General features: G+C 56.0%; 23 protein-coding genes and 1 tRNA gene. 7 read left to right on the plus strand and 17 right to left on the minus strand.

What is annotated here, in order from left to right; translation table 11 throughout:
- On the plus strand, positions 1–191 hold a 191-nt coding region (locus tag JWR17_RS06835), incomplete at its 5' end, for a cold-shock protein (protein WP_299829606.1).
- Positions 192–287: 96 nt separating this feature from the next.
- Here the strand turns inward: JWR17_RS06835 and JWR17_RS06840 are convergent.
- Together JWR17_RS06840 and JWR17_RS06845 are read right to left on the minus strand one after the other, a co-directional pair.
- Entirely contained in the window at positions 288–605 is a 318-nt protein-coding gene (locus JWR17_RS06840; protein ID WP_299829609.1) for an I78 family peptidase inhibitor, read from the minus strand.
- Positions 606–757: 152 nt separating this feature from the next.
- Positions 758–1,063 (minus strand): hypothetical protein, encoded by a 306-nt coding sequence (locus JWR17_RS06845; protein WP_299829611.1) that lies wholly within the window; start codon positions 1,061–1,063, stop codon positions 758–760.
- Between the two features lie 166 nt (positions 1,064–1,229).
- Between JWR17_RS06845 and JWR17_RS06850 the strand changes: the two genes are divergently transcribed.
- A complete protein-coding gene (locus tag JWR17_RS06850) occupies positions 1,230–1,421 on the plus strand; it encodes a hypothetical protein (protein ID WP_299829613.1) in 192 nt (63 codons plus the stop codon).
- Positions 1,422–1,466: 45 nt separating this feature from the next.
- On the opposite strand, the gene JWR17_RS06855 is transcribed toward JWR17_RS06850, so the two are convergent.
- The 7 genes from JWR17_RS06855 to JWR17_RS06885 all read right to left on the minus strand — a co-directional run bounded on the left by JWR17_RS06855 (position 1,467) and on the right by JWR17_RS06885 (position 8,544).
- On the minus strand, positions 1,467–2,495 hold the full coding sequence (locus JWR17_RS06855; RefSeq protein ID WP_299829615.1) for a nucleoside hydrolase: 1,029 nt from the start codon (positions 2,493–2,495) through the stop codon (positions 1,467–1,469).
- Between the two features lie 43 nt (positions 2,496–2,538).
- Entirely contained in the window at positions 2,539–2,943 is a 405-nt protein-coding gene (rbsD, locus tag JWR17_RS06860) for a D-ribose pyranase (RefSeq protein WP_299829617.1), read from the minus strand.
- Positions 2,940–3,860 (minus strand): ribokinase, encoded by a 921-nt coding sequence (rbsK, locus tag JWR17_RS06865; RefSeq protein WP_299829619.1) that lies wholly within the window; start codon positions 3,858–3,860, stop codon positions 2,940–2,942. The genes rbsD and rbsK overlap by 4 nt, the downstream gene beginning before the upstream one ends.
- Before the next feature lie 64 nt (positions 3,861–3,924).
- A complete protein-coding gene (locus JWR17_RS06870; RefSeq protein ID WP_299829621.1) occupies positions 3,925–4,947 on the minus strand; it encodes a LacI family DNA-binding transcriptional regulator in 1,023 nt (340 codons plus the stop codon).
- A gap of 1 nt (position 4,948) precedes the next feature.
- Positions 4,949–5,878 carry an ABC transporter permease gene (locus tag JWR17_RS06875; protein ID WP_299829650.1) on the minus strand — a complete coding sequence of 310 codons (930 nt, stop codon included), beginning with the start codon at positions 5,876–5,878 and terminating at the stop codon, positions 4,949–4,951.
- Positions 5,879–5,961: 83 nt separating this feature from the next.
- The gene (locus JWR17_RS06880) at positions 5,962–7,515 is read right to left on the minus strand and encodes a sugar ABC transporter ATP-binding protein (RefSeq protein ID WP_299829624.1); all 1,554 of its coding nucleotides are present in this window, start codon (positions 7,513–7,515) and stop codon (positions 5,962–5,964) included.
- A 72-nt stretch (positions 7,516–7,587) separates the two neighbouring features.
- Positions 7,588–8,544 (minus strand): sugar ABC transporter substrate-binding protein, encoded by a 957-nt coding sequence (locus tag JWR17_RS06885; RefSeq protein WP_299829626.1) that lies wholly within the window; start codon positions 8,542–8,544, stop codon positions 7,588–7,590.
- 252 nt (positions 8,545–8,796) lie between these two features.
- Between JWR17_RS06885 and JWR17_RS06890 the strand changes: the two genes are divergently transcribed.
- Both JWR17_RS06890 and JWR17_RS06895 read left to right on the plus strand, forming a co-directional pair.
- Entirely contained in the window at positions 8,797–9,048 is a 252-nt protein-coding gene (locus JWR17_RS06890; protein WP_299829651.1) for a DUF1654 domain-containing protein, read from the plus strand.
- A 3-nt stretch (positions 9,049–9,051) separates the two neighbouring features.
- A complete protein-coding gene (locus JWR17_RS06895; protein ID WP_299829628.1) occupies positions 9,052–9,741 on the plus strand; it encodes an endonuclease I family protein in 690 nt (229 codons plus the stop codon).
- 72 nt (positions 9,742–9,813) lie between these two features.
- Here the strand turns inward: JWR17_RS06895 and JWR17_RS06900 are convergent, their stop codons facing one another.
- Positions 9,814–10,002, minus strand: coding sequence for a hypothetical protein (locus tag JWR17_RS06900; RefSeq protein WP_299829630.1), 189 nt, complete (start codon positions 10,000–10,002; stop codon positions 9,814–9,816).
- A gap of 294 nt (positions 10,003–10,296) precedes the next feature.
- On the opposite strand from JWR17_RS06900, the gene JWR17_RS06905 reads away from it, so the two are divergent.
- Positions 10,297–10,524 (plus strand): DUF6555 family protein, encoded by a 228-nt coding sequence (locus JWR17_RS06905; RefSeq protein WP_299829632.1) that lies wholly within the window; start codon positions 10,297–10,299, stop codon positions 10,522–10,524.
- A gap of 6 nt (positions 10,525–10,530) precedes the next feature.
- On the opposite strand, the gene map is transcribed toward JWR17_RS06905, so the two are convergent.
- The 5 genes from map to JWR17_RS06930 all read right to left on the minus strand — a co-directional run bounded on the left by map (position 10,531) and on the right by JWR17_RS06930 (position 13,731).
- Entirely contained in the window at positions 10,531–11,322 is a 792-nt protein-coding gene (gene map / locus JWR17_RS06910) for a type I methionyl aminopeptidase (RefSeq protein WP_299829635.1), read from the minus strand.
- 275 nt (positions 11,323–11,597) lie between these two features.
- A complete protein-coding gene (locus tag JWR17_RS06915; RefSeq protein ID WP_299829636.1) occupies positions 11,598–11,927 on the minus strand; it encodes a helix-turn-helix transcriptional regulator in 330 nt (109 codons plus the stop codon).
- Between the two features lie 405 nt (positions 11,928–12,332).
- Entirely contained in the window at positions 12,333–12,590 is a 258-nt protein-coding gene (locus JWR17_RS06920; RefSeq protein WP_299829638.1) for a hypothetical protein, read from the minus strand.
- Between the two features lie 65 nt (positions 12,591–12,655).
- Positions 12,656–13,384, minus strand: coding sequence for a metallophosphoesterase (locus tag JWR17_RS06925; protein ID WP_299829640.1), 729 nt, complete (start codon positions 13,382–13,384; stop codon positions 12,656–12,658).
- An 89-nt stretch (positions 13,385–13,473) separates the two neighbouring features.
- Positions 13,474–13,731 carry a hypothetical protein gene (locus JWR17_RS06930; protein ID WP_299829642.1) on the minus strand — a complete coding sequence of 86 codons (258 nt, stop codon included), beginning with the start codon at positions 13,729–13,731 and terminating at the stop codon, positions 13,474–13,476.
- Between the two features lie 203 nt (positions 13,732–13,934).
- Here JWR17_RS06930 and JWR17_RS06935 point away from each other — a divergent pair, with 203 nt between their 5' ends.
- Positions 13,935–14,258 (plus strand): helix-turn-helix transcriptional regulator, encoded by a 324-nt coding sequence (locus JWR17_RS06935; RefSeq protein WP_299829644.1) that lies wholly within the window; start codon positions 13,935–13,937, stop codon positions 14,256–14,258.
- 859 nt (positions 14,259–15,117) lie between these two features.
- Here JWR17_RS06935 and JWR17_RS06940 read toward each other — a convergent pair.
- Positions 15,118–15,336: a hypothetical protein gene (locus tag JWR17_RS06940; RefSeq protein WP_299829646.1), complete on the minus strand. Its 219-nt coding sequence runs from the start codon at positions 15,334–15,336 to the stop codon at positions 15,118–15,120.
- Between the two features lie 194 nt (positions 15,337–15,530).
- Between JWR17_RS06940 and JWR17_RS06945 the strand changes: the two genes are divergently transcribed.
- The gene (locus JWR17_RS06945) at positions 15,531–15,713 is read left to right on the plus strand and encodes a phage integrase Arm DNA-binding domain-containing protein (RefSeq protein ID WP_299829648.1); all 183 of its coding nucleotides are present in this window, start codon (positions 15,531–15,533) and stop codon (positions 15,711–15,713) included.
- A gap of 229 nt (positions 15,714–15,942) precedes the next feature.
- Here the strand turns inward: JWR17_RS06945 and JWR17_RS06950 are convergent.
- A tRNA-Val gene (locus JWR17_RS06950) sits at positions 15,943–16,019 on the minus strand.
- Positions 16,020–16,035: the final 16 nt, after the last annotated feature.

The following is a 16,035-nucleotide window of genomic DNA, read 5'->3' on the forward strand; positions in this document are numbered from 1 at the left end:
CCGTAAAATGGTTCAACGATGAAAAAGGCTTCGGCTTTATCACTCCTCAGGGTGGCGGTGACGACCTGTTCGTACACTTCAAAGCTATCGAAAGCGACGGTTTCAAAAGCCTGAAAGAAGGCCAAACTGTTTCGTTCGTGGCTGAGAAAGGCCAGAAGGGCATGCAAGCTGCTCAGGTTCGCGGCGAGTAATCCCCCCGAGCTTGCTCTTGAGTCTAGCTCTTGAGCATAAAAACCCCGTCCACGTGACGGGGTTTTTTATGGGCGGTACAAAAGCGCTGAGTGATATTAGCCGCAATTGATACGAGTGACAGTCGAGCTGTCATCGGCATTGACGTTCAGGCGATCCGAACGGTATTCGAGCGTCACGATGGTATCGGGCTTCAGCAGCCGGACGCTAAAGGCTCCCGCCTTGATCCGAGCTTGCTCTAATAATTGTGGCGATGCCTTTTGGCCTACGGCGAAACCGGCGGCGGAAGCCGTGCAACTCCCAGGCGCGACGTCAGCCACTGCAGCCGGCGCCTCAACGGGTACAGATTTATTGCTGCACCCAGCCAGAACGGCTGCGGCGGCTAAAAGACCCAACGATGAAAACTTCCAAGGCATATCGCCTCCTCTCAAATAAACGGTATCCGGCCCCCTACGACAATGACTAAACGTGTCTGTTGCAATCGCCGCCAGCATTGAGCCCATTTGAAGCTGTTGGAGTCTGCCTCAGCGAGTAAACGGACGGGCAGTCAAATCATGTCAAAACGTGTTTAGTACACATCGACGTAATCAAGTCGCGGGTCAGCCCAATTGTCTTTCAGCGCGTTAAATATCTGCATGACCCACACCCCATCACTGGCTGCAATGGGTCCGACACAGCCGGAGCCCGCCGACCAGGTTTCCAGGCGAAACAGCAGGCCACCGACGTCGACCCCACCCACCGCCGCCGCCGATAGATAGGCGCTGCCAGTTTTGCTGACACGCAATTGGTTATGCACGTCATCATTGCCCAAAGCGATAAGTTGGCGCACAGCTTCCAGGGTGAAACTGGCAGGGTCATTGAGATCGATCGGCACGTCAGCGTCCTCGTAAAATAGTCAGTAAGTTTGGCATGCGCCTCGCGTCATGCCTAAGTTTGAGTGCCAAATGAGGGCCAAGATGGTTTACTGACCCGCTTTAGAACGAGGTGTTGCGGCGAATTGATGCGCCCGGGCCGTTTTTTTCTGACCAGATGAGACAACAATGGCAATCGTATCGATCGATGCTGACATCAAGGCCAAGTGGCCTCAGGGACAATGCTCGTACAGCCCCGGTAGCGCCGAAGAAATGGCGATTATCGGCGTCGACCTATTGGTGAAGGAGCTAGGCACTGCGGGCGCTCAAGCATTTATCAGTCAGGTGTTCGAGAAGTATCCATGCAGCATTTATGAATGAGGCCCCAAGCGGACCTCACCAAAGACGCCTAAGCGACTCAAGCAGCTACTTCAACCGACTCAGGCGCGAAGTCAGCAAGTCGAAGAACCCTTGGGCATCGCCGTTTTCAACCCAGAATACGTTCTTGTCGTGCTTGAGCGTGTCGTACCAGTCAGCCACGGTTTGACCAAAAGTGACCCCTTCGCGAGTGTCGATGGTCAGGTTAACTTGCCGGCCGGAAAATAACTCGGGCTTGAGTAAGTAAGCGATGACGCTGGCATCATGCACCGGCCCGCCTGGCAAACCGTACTGCACCATGTCCGCCTTGACGTATTCGTTAAGGATATCGCCTACCAGCTTGCCCGCCTGGTTGTTCAATGCCTCGATCTGCTTGATCCGCAGTTCGCTGGTGAGGATCTTGTGGGTGACATCCAGCGGTACGTACGTCAGCTTGACGCCACTGGCCAATACCACCTGTGCGGCGTGCGGGTCGGCGAACATATTGAATTCAGCGACCGGGGTGATGTTGCCGCCGTTAAAATGCGCGCCCCCCATCACCACGACTTCTTTAATCCCCTGGGTAATTTCCGGCGCTTGTACCAACGCCAGCGCCAGATTGGTCTCGGGACCGAGCAGCGCCAAGGTGATGCTGTGTGGTGGCGCCTTAGTCAGGGTTTGTATCAGGTAATCGACGGCATTGCCGCTGGCCAAGCCTACTACCGGCTCATGCACGGCGATGCCCGGCAGGCCTTCTTGACCATGGATGTTTTCCGCATAAATCGGCGTGCGTACCAGAGGCTTGGGGGCGCCGGCATACACGGGCACTTCCTCACGCCCTGCCCACTCCCGCGCTAGCCGGGCATTGCGGGAGGTTTTGTCCAGGCGCACATTCCCAGCGACCGTAGTGATCGCCAGTACATTCAGCTCTTCAGGTGAAGCCAGGGCCAATAACAATGCAACAACATCGTCGGCGCCCGGGTCGGTGTCGATGATCAAATCGCGTCGCTCGATGGCCTGCGCGGCTGTAGCGCTGAGTACGGACAAAAGCATAAGACTCCGAAGAAGTTGCTGCAGATAAAGGGTAAAACGTGACATGAGAAACTCCCTGTTCCAAAGCACTGGTGGCCCTGCGCCAACCTTAGAAAGTTACGCCTGCGACAAGCGCAATGTTGGTGTACGGCTGACACTCGCCGGTGCGCACAATGGCCCGCGCCGAACGACTCAGTTTTTTCAATTCATCGTGACTGACCAGCCGCTGCTGGCCCAGGTCACCCTGTAGGTGCAGGCCTTCGACGACGACCAACGCCGGAGGTTGCTTATCCAGCATCTCTTCGGCCAGCACATGGCTCTCGACCTGCATTTCAGTCAGGACAATACGCAGCACACTGGCAAAGTCAGGAATGCCTTGGGTCAGCGCCAGATCGATCAGCTCGACGCCGGGCGGCACCGGCATTCCAGCATCGACGATCATGACGATATCGCCATGCCCCAACGAGGCAATAACCCGCGAGAGGGCAATGTTAAGCAGAGGCGTTTTTTTCATGGCTGCAGAAAACTCTGTACGTCATTGAGGGTTGGAATGGAGGGCTGGGCGCCGGCACGGGTTACCGACAACGCGGCGGCAATCTGGCCAAAACCGATGGCTTGAGCCTCGCTCTGGCCTTGGGCCAAGGCCGCAGCGAAGCCGCCGACAAACGTATCGCCAGCCGCGGTGGTGTCGACAGCCTGAACCTTCGGCGCCGGAAAATGCTGGAACCGTTGGCCATCAGCGAACAATGACCCTAGTGCGCCCAACGTGATGATGACTTTCGAAGCGCCCGCGTCTAACAGCTTGCTCGCCGCCGCTTCTGCGGAGGATAAGGAATCCACCAGTACACCGGTCATCGCAGCAGCCTCGCTCTCGTTGGGGATCAAGTAGTCGATCAGCGGCAGCCACGTGACCGGCAACGGACCACTGGCAGGCGCGGGGTTTAGAATCATGATCTTGCCCAGCTCGTGGCCACGCTTGAGGGTATAAGCGACGGTGTCCATCGGCACCTCAAGCTGACAGATGATGACGTCTGCCTCGGCCAGTTTCGAATCGAATCCCGCCATTACCTCCGGCGTTAGCCGACCGTTGCCGCCCGCGACAATCACAATCGCGTTCTGGCTGCTGGCATCTACCACGATCAGCGCTACGCCACTGGACACTCCCGCCACTGCAGTCACAGCTTCACAGTCAATCTGCTCATCCACCAGCGCGGCGCGCAACTGCTCGCCATAAGCGTCGACACCGACGCAACCAACCATGGCGACGTGGGCACCCAACCGGGACGCGGCAACCGCCTGGTTGGCACCCTTGCCACCGGGCACCGTGCCAAACGATTCGCCTGCCAGGGTTTCACCGGCCCGGGGCAAACGTTCTGCTCGAGTGACCAAGTCCATGTTCAGGCTTCCGACTACCACTACTTTTGCTTGCATGTGTCTGCGCTCTTTAATCTGTTCGGCGGCTATGTTTCAGCCGCAGTGTTTCGGCAACAATTTATCAACGAAAGGCATCGAACACGTTGGTGGGCGGCGCCGTGGATTCACGCATAACGATGCTCGGCGCCACGATTCGTTGCTCAATGGCGGTGTGACCCGGCGCCAGGATACGGCGTAACAGGACCTCGGCGGCCATTTCACCCAGTTGCAGGATCGATTGACCAACGGTGGTCAGCGCCGGGTAGACGAAGCGGCTCATTTGGATATCGTCGAAACCGATCACTGACAAGTCGCCCGGCACACGAACGTTGCGCTCGGCTGCGGCGCGCAAGACGCCAATACCGATCATGTCATTGCCCGCGAAGACGGCCGTTGGCGGGTTATGGTCCAATAAGGCGACCGCCGCCTGATAGCCACCCGGGCTGGTGAAATCGCTCTCGACGACCCACTCGTCCGGCACGACAATTTCTGCCTCAAGCATGGCCCGGCGATAACCGGCCAAGCGCATTTGCGCCACACTGGTTTTTGCCGGACCGCAGATACAGGCGATATGCCGATGCCCCAGCTCCAGCAAATGACAGGTCGCCAGGTAAGCGCCCAATTCGTGATCAATCCGCACCAGGTCGGCAACGATCCCCTCAAGGTCACGGTCGACCACTACCATTGGCGTTCTTACCGCTGCCAGGCCCTCGTCCATGCCAACGTCGCCGCCCACTGACGAAACGATCAGACCGTCGACGCGCTTCTCCAGCAATACCCGCAAATAACCCCGCTGTTTTTCGGGATTATCGTCGGCATTGCACAGAATCACGCAAAATCCGTTGCGCTCGCAATAGTCCTCGATACCTCGTGCCAGCTCGGCAAAATACGGGTTGCTGCCGTTGGGAACCAGCAGACCAATGGTTGAGGTAGCCTTAGCCTTGAGCGACCTGGCAACCGCGCTGGGTACGTAGTCCAAAGCAATGATGGCAGCCTCGACTTTGATTCGCACTTGGTCGCTGACCGGGCGCGTTTTGTTCAGAACATGGGACACCGTCGTGTAGGAAATCCCTGCCAGTGCAGCTACGTCTTTGATCGTTGACATATCAAGCCTGCCGACGTGCGCGGTTACTGCGGTAAGTGTCGAGTACCACTGCGACGACAATCACCAAACCAGTAATAATGCGTTTGGTCGGCTCACTCGCGCCGATCTGTGCCAGGCCCGCTGCCAGTACCGAGATAATCAGGACACCGAAGAACGTGCTGATCACCGATCCACGGCCGCCCATCAGGCTGGTACCACCGATGACAACGGCGGCGATGACTTGCAGTTCTAAACCGGAACCGGCGTTAGGGTCAGCGGCTTCCAAGCGTGAAATTTGAAACAGGGCCGCGACCCCTGCCAGCAACCCCATCAGTGAAAACACCACGATCTTGTAGGGCTTTGGATTGATCCCTGCCAGACGCACCGCTTCCTCGTTGGTGCCGATCCCGATCAGGTAGCGGCCGAACACGGTACGGGTCAGCACGGCCTGAGCGACAAAGATGACCGCCAGCGCAATGATGAATGACGGCGAGATGCCAAAGGCAATCGGGTTCGACAGCCAGGCAAAGGCGTCACCGATGTACGCAGTGCGTGAGCCGGTCATTTGATACGCCACGCCACGGGCCATCTCCAGCACACCCAGGGAGACGATGAACGAAGGAATTTTCCAGGCCACGGTAATCGAACCCGTTACCGTCCCGGCGACTGCCGCGCAGCACATTCCCAGTAGCGCAGCGGGTACAACGCCCCAGCCCCAGCCGAGAATTGCAACGCTGACGGTGGACGCCGCTAAAGCCAACACCGAACCGACGGACAAGTCGATACCACCGATGATCAACACAAAGGTCATGCCCACCGCCAATACCATCAAATCTGGAATCTGGTTGGCCAGGGTGCTGAAGGTTTCGTACGACAGGAAATGATCGCTGAGCATGGAAAACAGCGCAATCATCGCTATTAACGCGCCAGCGAGACCCAGATAGGTGCCCATGCCGTAGTAGTTGCCACTGCGTTTGCCCGGCGAAGGCACGGCCGGGGTTGAAGAGTTGGTCGTGGTGGTGGAAGTGGAAAGTTTCATGGGTTGTTCCTGGGCGCCGCTTCATTCAGCAGCGCATCACGTTTTTGATAGCCGGCAAACGCGGCAGCAAGCAGCTCGTCCTGGGTCCAGGTGTCGCGCTCGAACGTATCGATGAGGCGTCCAGCGGACAGCACGCCAATGCGATCACAGATCAGCATCAGTTCACGCAAGTCGCTGGAAACCACCACCAGCGCCCTGCCCTGACGCGTCAATTCCCCCAGCAGCGCGTAGATGTCGAACTTGGCGCCGACATCGATGCCGCGGGTCGGTTCGTCGAACAGCATCACTGTGCAATCGCGCTCCAACCAACGACCGATCACTACCTTCTGTTGATTGCCACCGGATAGCTCAGAGACCAGTTGGGTTGGGCTTGAACTGCGGATGCGCATGGCATCGACCTGGCGCTGGGCGAGCTTTATCTCGTCGCGGCCATTGACGATGCCTGCTTTGGAAATCGAAGGCATGTTACCCAGCGCAATGTTGGCGCTGATGGACTGAGTCAGCAGCAGCCCTTCACCCTTGCGGTCTTCGGTGATCAGCGCGATGCCTTCGTTAACGGCGTCTACCGGAGAACGTATGCTCACGGGGCGCGAAGGAAAGCCCAGCGCAATGGTGCCGGTATCGGCGATGTCAGCGCCGTAGATCAGACGCAACAGCTCGGTACGCCCGGCACCGATCAGCCCGGAAATTCCGAAGACCTCACCACTTCGCACCTCGAACGACACGTCCATAACCTTGTTCGAACGCCCAAGGCCTCTGACCGACAACGCCACTTCGCCTATATGGCGCGGGCCAAGATCGATCTGCTCGCCCAACTCACGTCCAACCATCAACGTGACCAGTTGCTCGCTGTTGTAATTGGCCATCGGCTCGACGCAGACCAGTTGGCCGTCACGCAGCACGGCTATGCGCTGCGCAACACGGGCCAACTCTTCCAGCCGATGGGAGATATAAATGATCGATACGCCACGGGCTTGCAGGCGGGTGATCTGTTCGAAGAGCATCTCGACTTCACGGGAGGTCAACATTGCCGTCGGTTCGTCGAGGATCAATACATGGCAGTCGCCGATCAGGTTGCGGGCGATTTCGACCATCTGTTGGTGGCCAATGCCCAATTCACTCACTAAGGTGTCGGGATCAATGGCATCCAGGCCGACCTGGGCCATGGCCTGAATTGCGTCGGCCCGCAGCTGCTTGCGATTGATAAACCCGGCACGGCTCGGCAAATTGTCGAGGAACAGGTTTTCCGCCACGGACAGCGTCGGCAGCAGGTTCAGCTCTTGCATGACCATGCGAATCCCCAGCCGCTCGGCTTGGGTTCGACTGGTCGGTGCGTAGGCCTGACCCTGATATTGCATCTGCCCGGTGGTCGGTGTTACCAGACCGCCGATAATTTTCGACAGCGTGCTTTTACCCGCGCCATTTTCGCCGGTCAACGCCAACACTTCGCCGCGCAACAGTGTCAGGTCGATGTTGCCGAGAACAGGTTGGGCGTAGGTTTTGCCGATACCGCTGACAGATAGAACAGTCGCCTGAGCAGACGCTGACATGGAAATCTCCAGGCGCCCGCCGCGATAAGCAAGCGAGCGCTGTTAGTGCAGAAGAACGGCTGTTACCGATAATTACGGCTTGGTAACCAACTCGACCGGCGTCACGATGCGATCGCTGGCGGCGTCGGCTTTACCGTCCTTGATGATCTTCAGCGCAGCTTCTATACCAAATACCGCTTGCTTAGCAGCGAACTGGTCAGCAGTCGCTAGCACCCGGCCGTCTTTAAGCATTGGCTTGATAGCGTTGATGTTGTCATAGCCAACCACTTGCACTTTGCCAGCCTTGCCCGCCGCCCGGACTGCCGATACGGCGCCCAATGCCATGCTGTCATTGCCGGCCAGCAACGCCTTGATGTTCGGATACTCATTGAGCATGGCCGACGCTACAGCGTTGCCCTTGTCGATTTCCCAGTTACCCGACTGTGTGGAGACAATCTTCATGCCTGCCGCGTCCATGGCATCTTTGAAACCAGCGGTGCGTTGCTGAGCGTTAGTGGTGGTCGGAACGCCTTCGATAATTCCGACTTCATCGCCAGCCTTCAACTGTTTGGCCAGGTATTCCCCCACCATGCTGGCACCCTTACGGTTGTCAGGGCCCACGAACGGCACATTCATGCCTTTGCTTTTCAGGACGTCAGGGTCGAGCTGATTGTCGATGTTAATGACCGTAATGCCGGCGTCTTCAGCCTTCTTGAGCACTGCAACCAATGCCTTGGAATCAGCAGGCGCGATGACCAGCGCGTTGACTTTCTGCACGATCATCTGGTTAACGATGGAGATTTGCGCAGCGGTGTCCGACTCGTCCTTGATGCCGTTGGAGATCAGGTCGAAATCAGCCGAATGGTCCTTTTGATACGCTTTAGCCCCGTCTTCCATGGTCAGGAAAAATTCGTTGGCCAGGGATTTCATCACTAACGCAACCTTAGGTTTTTCCGGGGCGGCGGCATGGGCTACGGATAGCGGTAGCATTGCGGAGGCGGCGCAGAGCATGGCGACAGCGAGAAGACGAGCAGCGAAGGGCAGCTTCATGGGTTCACTCCGATCTTATGATTATTTTTAGCATCGTATGCGAAGGCGCAAACGTTTGCGTGAAACGAACTATGAGAACGGAGGCCGTGTTTGTCAACTCCAAACTCACCGGTTCTGCCTATTTACCTGACCGTTTGGCGGGTTGATCCGGTGACACGATTCAGCCTGATCGAAGGGCTATTGTATCTGTCGGTTGCGAAAAATCCCGCAGTGAAATACTGTATGCCCGTACAGCCAACCAAGGATTTCTCCGTGGCAAAGAATACTGCAGCGACAGCAAAAATCCCTAGTTCCTATGAACTGCTGGGAGTTCGGGTTCAGAAAATCATCAATTCCACAAACGCCCAAAAGTCGAGAACCGCTCTGCTTATGCGCTTGCCCGACGAACTGGAAGATGAATGGAATCAAATGCTTGGCGAAATAGCCGAGAACGATAATGTCACCCTCGCCTACCGCGACGACGGTGGCGTGCAGATATTCTGGACTGTGCCGAAGGAAGATTAAGGCATGAATGTTCGAATAGTGGCCTTACTGTTATTCAGCGTTTCCCTTACTGCCCATGCCGATGCACCGCGCACCTTCAGCGAAGCCAAAAGAATTGCCTGGAACTTGTATGCGCCGCAATCCACCGAGTTTTACTGTGGCTGCAAATACAGCGGCCATCGGGTCGATATCGCCGGCTGTGGCTATGTCCCGCGCAAAAGCGCCAGCCGTGCCCAGCGTATTGAATGGGAGCACATCATGCCTGCCTGGCAGATCGGCCATTTGCGCCAATGCTGGCAGGACGGTGGACGCAAGAACTGCACCAGAACCGATCCGGTCTACCAACACGCCGAAGCCGACCTGCATAACCTGGTACCCAGTATCGGTGAGGTAAATGGAGACCGGAGCAACTTCAGCTTCGGCTGGCTCCCGGTGCAATCGGGGCAATATGGTTCTTGCCTGACGCAGGTAGACTTCAAGGCCAGGAAGGTGATGCCCCGCCCGTCAATTCGCGGGATGATCGCCCGGACCTTCTTTTACATGAGTAAGCAATACGCCCTGCCGCTGTCGAAACAGGATCGTCAGTTGTACGAAGCCTGGAACAAGACCTACCCGGTGGAACCTTGGGAATCCCAACGTAATCAGCGCGTGGCGTGCGTAATGGGTCGGGGCAACGACTTTGTCGGCCCGGTAAACATGAAGGCCTGCGGGTGAGCTGTCAGGACTCATAAAAAAGCCCGACACTGGCGAAAGTGTCGGGCTTTTTTGATGGAGCCAGACGATGTCTTATGACGCGTCGGCTGCATCCTCTTCGGCCTGGATCCGCTGGGCGCGCTGGATCATCAGCTCCGAAGCATAATCAGCAGCCAGTTCGGCAGCGTCGACAGGTTCGATCGCGCCGCGGCTGATCAAACCAGTCAATGCGGAGGCGGCAAACATATCCCAAATGTCTTGTTCATCATCAAGCAGTGACATGCATACTTCCTCGTATAAATGGAGACAGCACTGTAACACCTGACGTTGCCGGACGTTGCAAGTCAGTTTCATTGAACACGCCGACAGCTCAAGCGCTTCGCGCGATGTTCAACGGCCATCCCACTCATCGGGATACCGTTCAAACCGGTGCAATTGCGTGCAATCTTTGCCTCGACGGGAAGTCGGAGAAACAGGCCCTGAAGAAACGTTATTTCGAGCAACAGCACCCGCGCCGTGGCTGCTCGGAGGTCTCGACATGCCATCCCTTGTACATTAATTGTCGGAGGCGCACCGATGGATCAGCAGACGGAATTTGAAATTTATTATCAGTTCAATGGCAGTAGCAGGCACTTTACTCATCGAGCCGCACACCTGTGCGAAAGCGATGCCTTGCACATCGCAACGTTGCACGCAGGAGTCGTCAGCTCCCACGGAAATATAGCTGCTGGTCCGGTTCGCCTGGCCCTCCAGCAAGCCGAAGGGCTAGGCATTACTGATGTGCTGTGGAAACGATCATGTTAACGCTGGTTAGATAGCCGCGTAGTCGCCGGTGCCCTCAGGCCAAGGCGTCAACAGCTCAAAGCCGGTCGCCGTCACGGCGACCATGTGCTCCCACTGCGCCGAAAGCGATTGATCCCGCGTCAATACGGTCCAGCCGTCTGGCAATACTTTGATCCCCGGCTTGCCCGCGTTAATCATCGGTTCGATCGTAAAGACCATACCGGTTTTAAGCTTCATCCCCTGCCCCGCGCTGCCGTAATGCAGCACTTGCGGGTCTTCATGGTAATTACGACCGATGCCATGCCCGCAATAATCACGCACCACGCTAAAGCCTTCACGGTGTGCAACGCTCTGAATGGCATGGCCAATATCGCCCAATGTGGCCCCAGGACGAACCGCAAGAATACCCGCGCGCGTAGCCTCGTAGGTGGTTTCCACCAAACGTCGGGCCAATGGACTCACCTCGCCCACGCAATACATGCGGCTGGTGTCACCGAACCAGCCATCGTTGATCACAGCGACATCGATATTAATAATGTCGCCGTCTTTGAGAATGTCGGTTGGCGATGGGATTCCGTGGCACACCACGGTATTGGGCGAAATACAGGTGGTTTTGGTGAAGCCGTGGTAGCCCACGTTGGCTGGAATGACTTTCAGCTCGTTAACAATGTAATCGTTGCAAATATCATCCAGAGCTTCGGTACTGATTCCCGCCCTCACGTGACTACCGATCATCGCCAACACACCGGCGGCCAGCCTGCCCGCTATGCGCAACTGGACCAAGTCCGCTTCGGTTTTAATAGTGATGCCATGGCTCATTGCAGCGCCTCCTCAAAGGTCTGACAGCGTTGAGGAAAAGACGGTACGTATCCGGCCCGAATCAACCATTGGAAAATACCGGCGTAATTTAACGCAGAGCGCTGCGATTAGGAAATCTTCGCACCGCCCAATTGTTACTTCGCAACCGGTGTACGAAGCCGAACGTCTCGTTTATCAACGTTCAACAGCAAAGAGGGAGATAAAAGTGCAGTAAGCAGTAGTCAGATGGACACATCGGAGCAGAGCGCAGCATAGATCGGCACGTTGGGTGCGGCTTATTCAGTCAGGCACTCTGACAGCGACAGCGCCAGCTGGCCGATGGCGTCCTGATCCACGCCAGTGAGTGCGCGGTAATGCAAAATTACAATTCTTTCCGCTTCCGTCAGGCTTTCAATACGCAGCGGCGTTCGATGGCCAGACAGCAGATAAAGCACGTCTACGCCCTTGAAACTCAGGGCCGCCAAGTAATCTGAGCGCGGCGTTCGCTGCCCACTTTCGTATTTGCCTTGCGCGTTGGCTTCGACCCCGCCGATGGCTGCGAAATCATGTTGCGAGAGCCCTAGCGTCTTGCGCTCTTCTTTCAACCTCGAACCAAGATGATTCATTTGAGTTCGCCTAAACAGGAATGTCATTCATAACCATACGCGCACTTTACGTACGTGGTTGAAGAATCGGGGGCGGTTGTGGATGTCATGACCGATTAAGGTCTCTATTTTCCGCGAGATAAGAGGTTGTGCCGCTGCCTGGCCTGAAAGCGGCTTGGGCACCGGTAAAAAAGCCGAGACAATGGCCTCGGCTTCGATGATACGAGCGTTTACTTATACGGCCATTTTCGCAGTAGGGTAGAAGGCTTAATCGGTGTAACCGGCCTCAGTCCCACCGAAGAAGCCTGGGCGGTCGTACGCGTTCGACAGAATCAATTTCGTTTCATTTGTCTAGGTGACTGGTACAAACGAATTCGAACCGAAGAAAAACCGTTCAGCTCTCCACACACTTCGGACATATTTTCGTCAATCGAGAACCAGCCCGCTGTCGGGGCTATCAATCAACGGTGAATGGTCGTCCTGATTTTCTGCTCGATTTTCTGCTCGTTGTTTATCTAACCAAGACCGGGCTTTCTCGACGTTAAATGCCTGTCTGTTGGTTTTCATATCAGCGAACAACGCACCGCTTACCCGGAAGCGGCCACACGCCGGGCAATCCTGCTCGACCCAATCGCCCATAGTTTTGATGCGCTGCGCTTCAGTGTTGCAAATCAAGCAATTCATAACTCCGATCCCTAATTCATGAGACTTGAACTGTAGCCTGCAATCTATCGAACAGGATGTGCCATTCAGATCGATCTACCATCGAATTCCGGCGTCTTGGGCTTCGCGAACTCCAGTGTTGCAAGGTCGACCAATGTGAAATGGCCGCTGCCATCCGAACGCCAACCACCGGTATCAATGTACAAGACATTACCCAGCCACTGCGCTTCCCGTGAAGGAGTATGCCCTACGAGCAATGCGCGAATGTCCGTTATGACACGGGTATCTTTGCTGTGAATGCGCTCACGGGACCACTGGCAGTATTCCTCAGCCTGTCGCCGAGCCGGCGCAGGCCCGTCCAGAATTTCCCGAAGCCGCCCCCAGCCTGGTGGTGGGCAATCAGCATGGACTATTCCGATCAGCCCCAAGGGAGTGTCTATCTCAATGGCAATGGGCATGTCGGCGAAGCGCGCAGCATATTGCCGCTGAAGACCCGACGGAAGCTTCAGGAACCAGGTGCCGCCGCTGGCTCGGTACATTTGATAATCGATGGGCTGGTGCTGAACATGCTGAATCGCCAGCGCCTCATGATTACCTTGCACCGCAAAAAACCAGGGCTTGGCCAGCCACTCGAGTGACTGCCTGCTCTCCGGACCTCGATCCACCAGGTCTCCCACGCTGAATAAGCGATCCACTGCGGTATCAAAACCAATGTCTAGCAGAGTGCCGTACAGCCGGGTGAAATGCCCATGAATATCACCGACCGCAAAGTCGCGACCGTTGGTATTTCTTTCACAATGCTGGAACTTGCTCACACTTAACTCCTCCCCACCGAACGCCCTCATCGTGGCACAGACCGCATCGCCATGCCCACGTTGTGAGAAACGGAATGCATCCTACTGAGTCAGCGCGGATCAATTTTGTCATCCAAGACCGCGTTGTCGGGTTCTTCGCGGACGCGGTCAGGGTCAATGCCGGTATCGTCGTCAGCATCCAGAGGGTGGCGGCCCTCGTTATTCGGCAATTCATCGTTGCCGGGGTCATCGTCCGGGTTGATCGTCATGCGGCCGGGACTTAACGGGTTGGTCGGTGACGGCAACGGGTACTCCGGGGTTTCATCGTCGGTTGAGGTTGGAGTTGAGGTCGCGGCCTGGATACTCATGTGATGCCTCCTGTTCGCCTTGGAGAGAACGCTCAGGGGTTAGAGCTGAAAACGCCACGTATGGTTCGTCGCTGGAGACGATTGGCGAGATTAACCGCTGTTAGCTGAATTATTACGGCTGCGATTGTCAGATGAACTACTACCAGCCCACGAGGTGTAGTTTCGGCCTCGAACGAATAGGTAACCCCCACAAGGAGCTCCAAATGAAGGGTATTGGGACTCGTTTAAAGGAAGAGCGCAAGCGGCTTGGCCTATCCCAGACCGAGCTTGGAGCCGTCGGCGGGATAGAACCAAACTCCCAGGGATTGTACGAGCGTGGCCATCGTTTTCCGAACGCAACGTACTTGTCGGCAATCGCTGATTCCGGGGTCGATATCCTGTACGTGGTCACCGGGGTGAAAAAAGTGCAGGCGTCTGACGGCATCTCTGCCATTGAAAGCAAGGTTTTGTATGAGTTGGATGGCTTGCCCAAAGATGTCCAGGCGGATATCAAGCAGCTGATCACTACGCTGTTCAAGGCTGATTGAGGCAGCCCGCTCGAAGCGGGCCCCCTGGCTATTAGTAACGCCCGTCTCGATGATCGTCCTGCCCGCCGCGAGAGTCATGATCATCCTGGCGCTGATCATGTCCGCCTCGATCCCCACCGCGATCTCGGTCATGCCCCCCACCAAATCCACCAAAGAAACATCCCGACATCGCCAGGAACGCCATCGCCAAGGCAACTCTTGAAAAATTCGTAAACACACATTCTCCTTTAGCGCAGTGAAATAGCTTGCGCGTGCTTAGGACAGTGGTCGCGGGTGGATGTTCAGGCTTGGCGTGGAATTCGGCCTGGGCGATGTAGGGAAAGAGTCGTCGGCTGTGTAGCGAAAGCGTTCAATTCCATCCATTAGCGATTTGGCACAACCGTCACCGGGGATTTCACGCTCGGCGAGGCGTATTCAAAGCTCACGAAAACGATCACGACGACCCACAAAATGCCCAAGCAAAGGGACAGGACAGTAAAGCATTTGAAATTCATGCAAGCCACTCGATTGACGGGCCAAATTATGGATCGACACTCGTATGAATACAAAATATTTCGCATACATCTGAACGACCTCGGCATTCCTACACCTGTCTAAATGTGGAAGCAGCACGCTATGCTGCTCACAGCCGAGATTGAAGAATCTGACGATGGAAAACCGTAAGGCCAGGCAGAACATCGCCAAACTGGTGGAGACCGGACGGCCGACCCTTTAGCCTGCGCAGTTCCGACGTCGGCGAAGACGTTTCTGCGATTGGGCAGCAATACGGCGGCGGTGGACATCGCAACGCTTCAGGCTTCCGTGTTCCATTCGGGCATACCTGGCCCTTTAAATCGCATCCTACTCTGTCATCGGAATATCAGGCGGCTGCCGAACCCGGGGTTTTTAGCATCGCTTCGGGTTCGCGTCTGAGGTATCGCAACCAACAGGCAAAAGCGTTTTGTTGACGACGATGCGCCTCATGCCAACTAGCGTTGCCGACTTGATTAAGTCCGATTGACATCATTTCCTCTGTAGCTGCATTGAGCTCGCAGAGCAGACCTTGCCCGTCTTCGGGGTGGATTTCGTTAATCAACATTCTACCTCTCGCAGTCAGGGGACTTATAGAAGACCCGTGGATCTCCCCATGATTCGTAATGGCATGCCTCACACTGACCAGCGGTAGCCATTTGCAATCATTAGAAAAACCACGGGCGCCCCAAATACAACGCTACGAATGGTAAAACGTGCCAAAACTCTTATCTACCTTCTGCCTCCTCTCCACGCCCATGCATGCTCCAGAACAAGAAGCTGCCACCGAATCTTTACCCCAACGGAAAGTACTGGCGTTATCGAGGTCCTTTAACCGGCCTTAAGACCAGCATCAATCGGCCGATGGAGGAAGCCATAAAGCTGGTCAAGGCAGCTAACGCAAAACTGACGCCGCTGATGGTCGATGATGGAGCGATCGCCTAATTGGGCAACTGGACGTTCAGGCGGTGGCCGAATACCTCGACGGATTCAGCAATAACGCTTACCCAAAGCACCGCAGGTTACTGGTGCAGATTTTCTCGTTTGCCCTTGCAAAGGGAATAGGGGAACGAAATGCTGCTGAACTGCAGAGTATGGTAAATGACCCAAAGCAAAAAAGGGGCTCACCTTTCGGTGAACCCCTTCTAGACCGCCCAGCAGAGCGGATTTTGTTTGGTAGGCGCGATTGGACTCGAACCAACGACCCCCACCATGTCAAGGTGGTGCTCTAACCAACTGAGCTACGTGCCTGCTGTGGGTCGGCATT

It is taken from the genome of Pseudomonas sp., assembly GCF_028293835.1.
Lineage (GTDB): Bacteria > Pseudomonadota > Gammaproteobacteria > Pseudomonadales > Pseudomonadaceae > Aquipseudomonas.

Bases quoted from the DNA above. Each gene is read 5' to 3' on its own strand.
- JWR17_RS06840 (WP_299829609.1), bottom strand. From the start codon at position 605: ATGCCTTGGAAGTTTTCATCGTTGGGTCTTTTAGCCGCCGCAGCCGTT.
- JWR17_RS06850 (WP_299829613.1), top strand. From the start codon at position 1,230: ATGGCAATCGTATCGATCGATGCTGACATCAAGGCCAAGTGGCCTCAG.
- JWR17_RS06855 (WP_299829615.1), bottom strand. From the start codon at position 2,495: ATGTCACGTTTTACCCTTTATCTGCAGCAACTTCTTCGGAGTCTTATG.
- rbsD (WP_299829617.1), bottom strand. From the start codon at position 2,943: ATGAAAAAAACGCCTCTGCTTAACATTGCCCTCTCGCGGGTTATTGCC.
- rbsK (WP_299829619.1), bottom strand. From the start codon at position 3,860: ATGCAAGCAAAAGTAGTGGTAGTCGGAAGCCTGAACATGGACTTGGTC.
- JWR17_RS06870 (WP_299829621.1), bottom strand. From the start codon at position 4,947: ATGTCAACGATCAAAGACGTAGCTGCACTGGCAGGGATTTCCTACACG.
- JWR17_RS06875 (WP_299829650.1), bottom strand. From the start codon at position 5,878: ATGGGCACCTATCTGGGTCTCGCTGGCGCGTTAATAGCGATGATTGCG.
- JWR17_RS06880 (WP_299829624.1), bottom strand. From the start codon at position 7,515: ATGTCAGCGTCTGCTCAGGCGACTGTTCTATCTGTCAGCGGTATCGGC.
- JWR17_RS06885 (WP_299829626.1), bottom strand. From the start codon at position 8,544: ATGAAGCTGCCCTTCGCTGCTCGTCTTCTCGCTGTCGCCATGCTCTGC.
- JWR17_RS06895 (WP_299829628.1), top strand. From the start codon at position 9,052: ATGAATGTTCGAATAGTGGCCTTACTGTTATTCAGCGTTTCCCTTACT.
- JWR17_RS06900 (WP_299829630.1), bottom strand. From the start codon at position 10,002: ATGTCACTGCTTGATGATGAACAAGACATTTGGGATATGTTTGCCGCC.
- JWR17_RS06905 (WP_299829632.1), top strand. From the start codon at position 10,297: ATGGATCAGCAGACGGAATTTGAAATTTATTATCAGTTCAATGGCAGT.
- map (WP_299829635.1), bottom strand. From the start codon at position 11,322: ATGAGCCATGGCATCACTATTAAAACCGAAGCGGACTTGGTCCAGTTG.
- JWR17_RS06915 (WP_299829636.1), bottom strand. From the start codon at position 11,927: ATGAATCATCTTGGTTCGAGGTTGAAAGAAGAGCGCAAGACGCTAGGG.
- JWR17_RS06920 (WP_299829638.1), bottom strand. From the start codon at position 12,590: ATGAATTGCTTGATTTGCAACACTGAAGCGCAGCGCATCAAAACTATG.
- JWR17_RS06930 (WP_299829642.1), bottom strand. From the start codon at position 13,731: ATGAGTATCCAGGCCGCGACCTCAACTCCAACCTCAACCGACGATGAA.
- JWR17_RS06935 (WP_299829644.1), top strand. From the start codon at position 13,935: ATGAAGGGTATTGGGACTCGTTTAAAGGAAGAGCGCAAGCGGCTTGGC.
- JWR17_RS06940 (WP_299829646.1), bottom strand. From the start codon at position 15,336: ATGTTGATTAACGAAATCCACCCCGAAGACGGGCAAGGTCTGCTCTGC.
- JWR17_RS06945 (WP_299829648.1), top strand. From the start codon at position 15,531: ATGCTCCAGAACAAGAAGCTGCCACCGAATCTTTACCCCAACGGAAAG.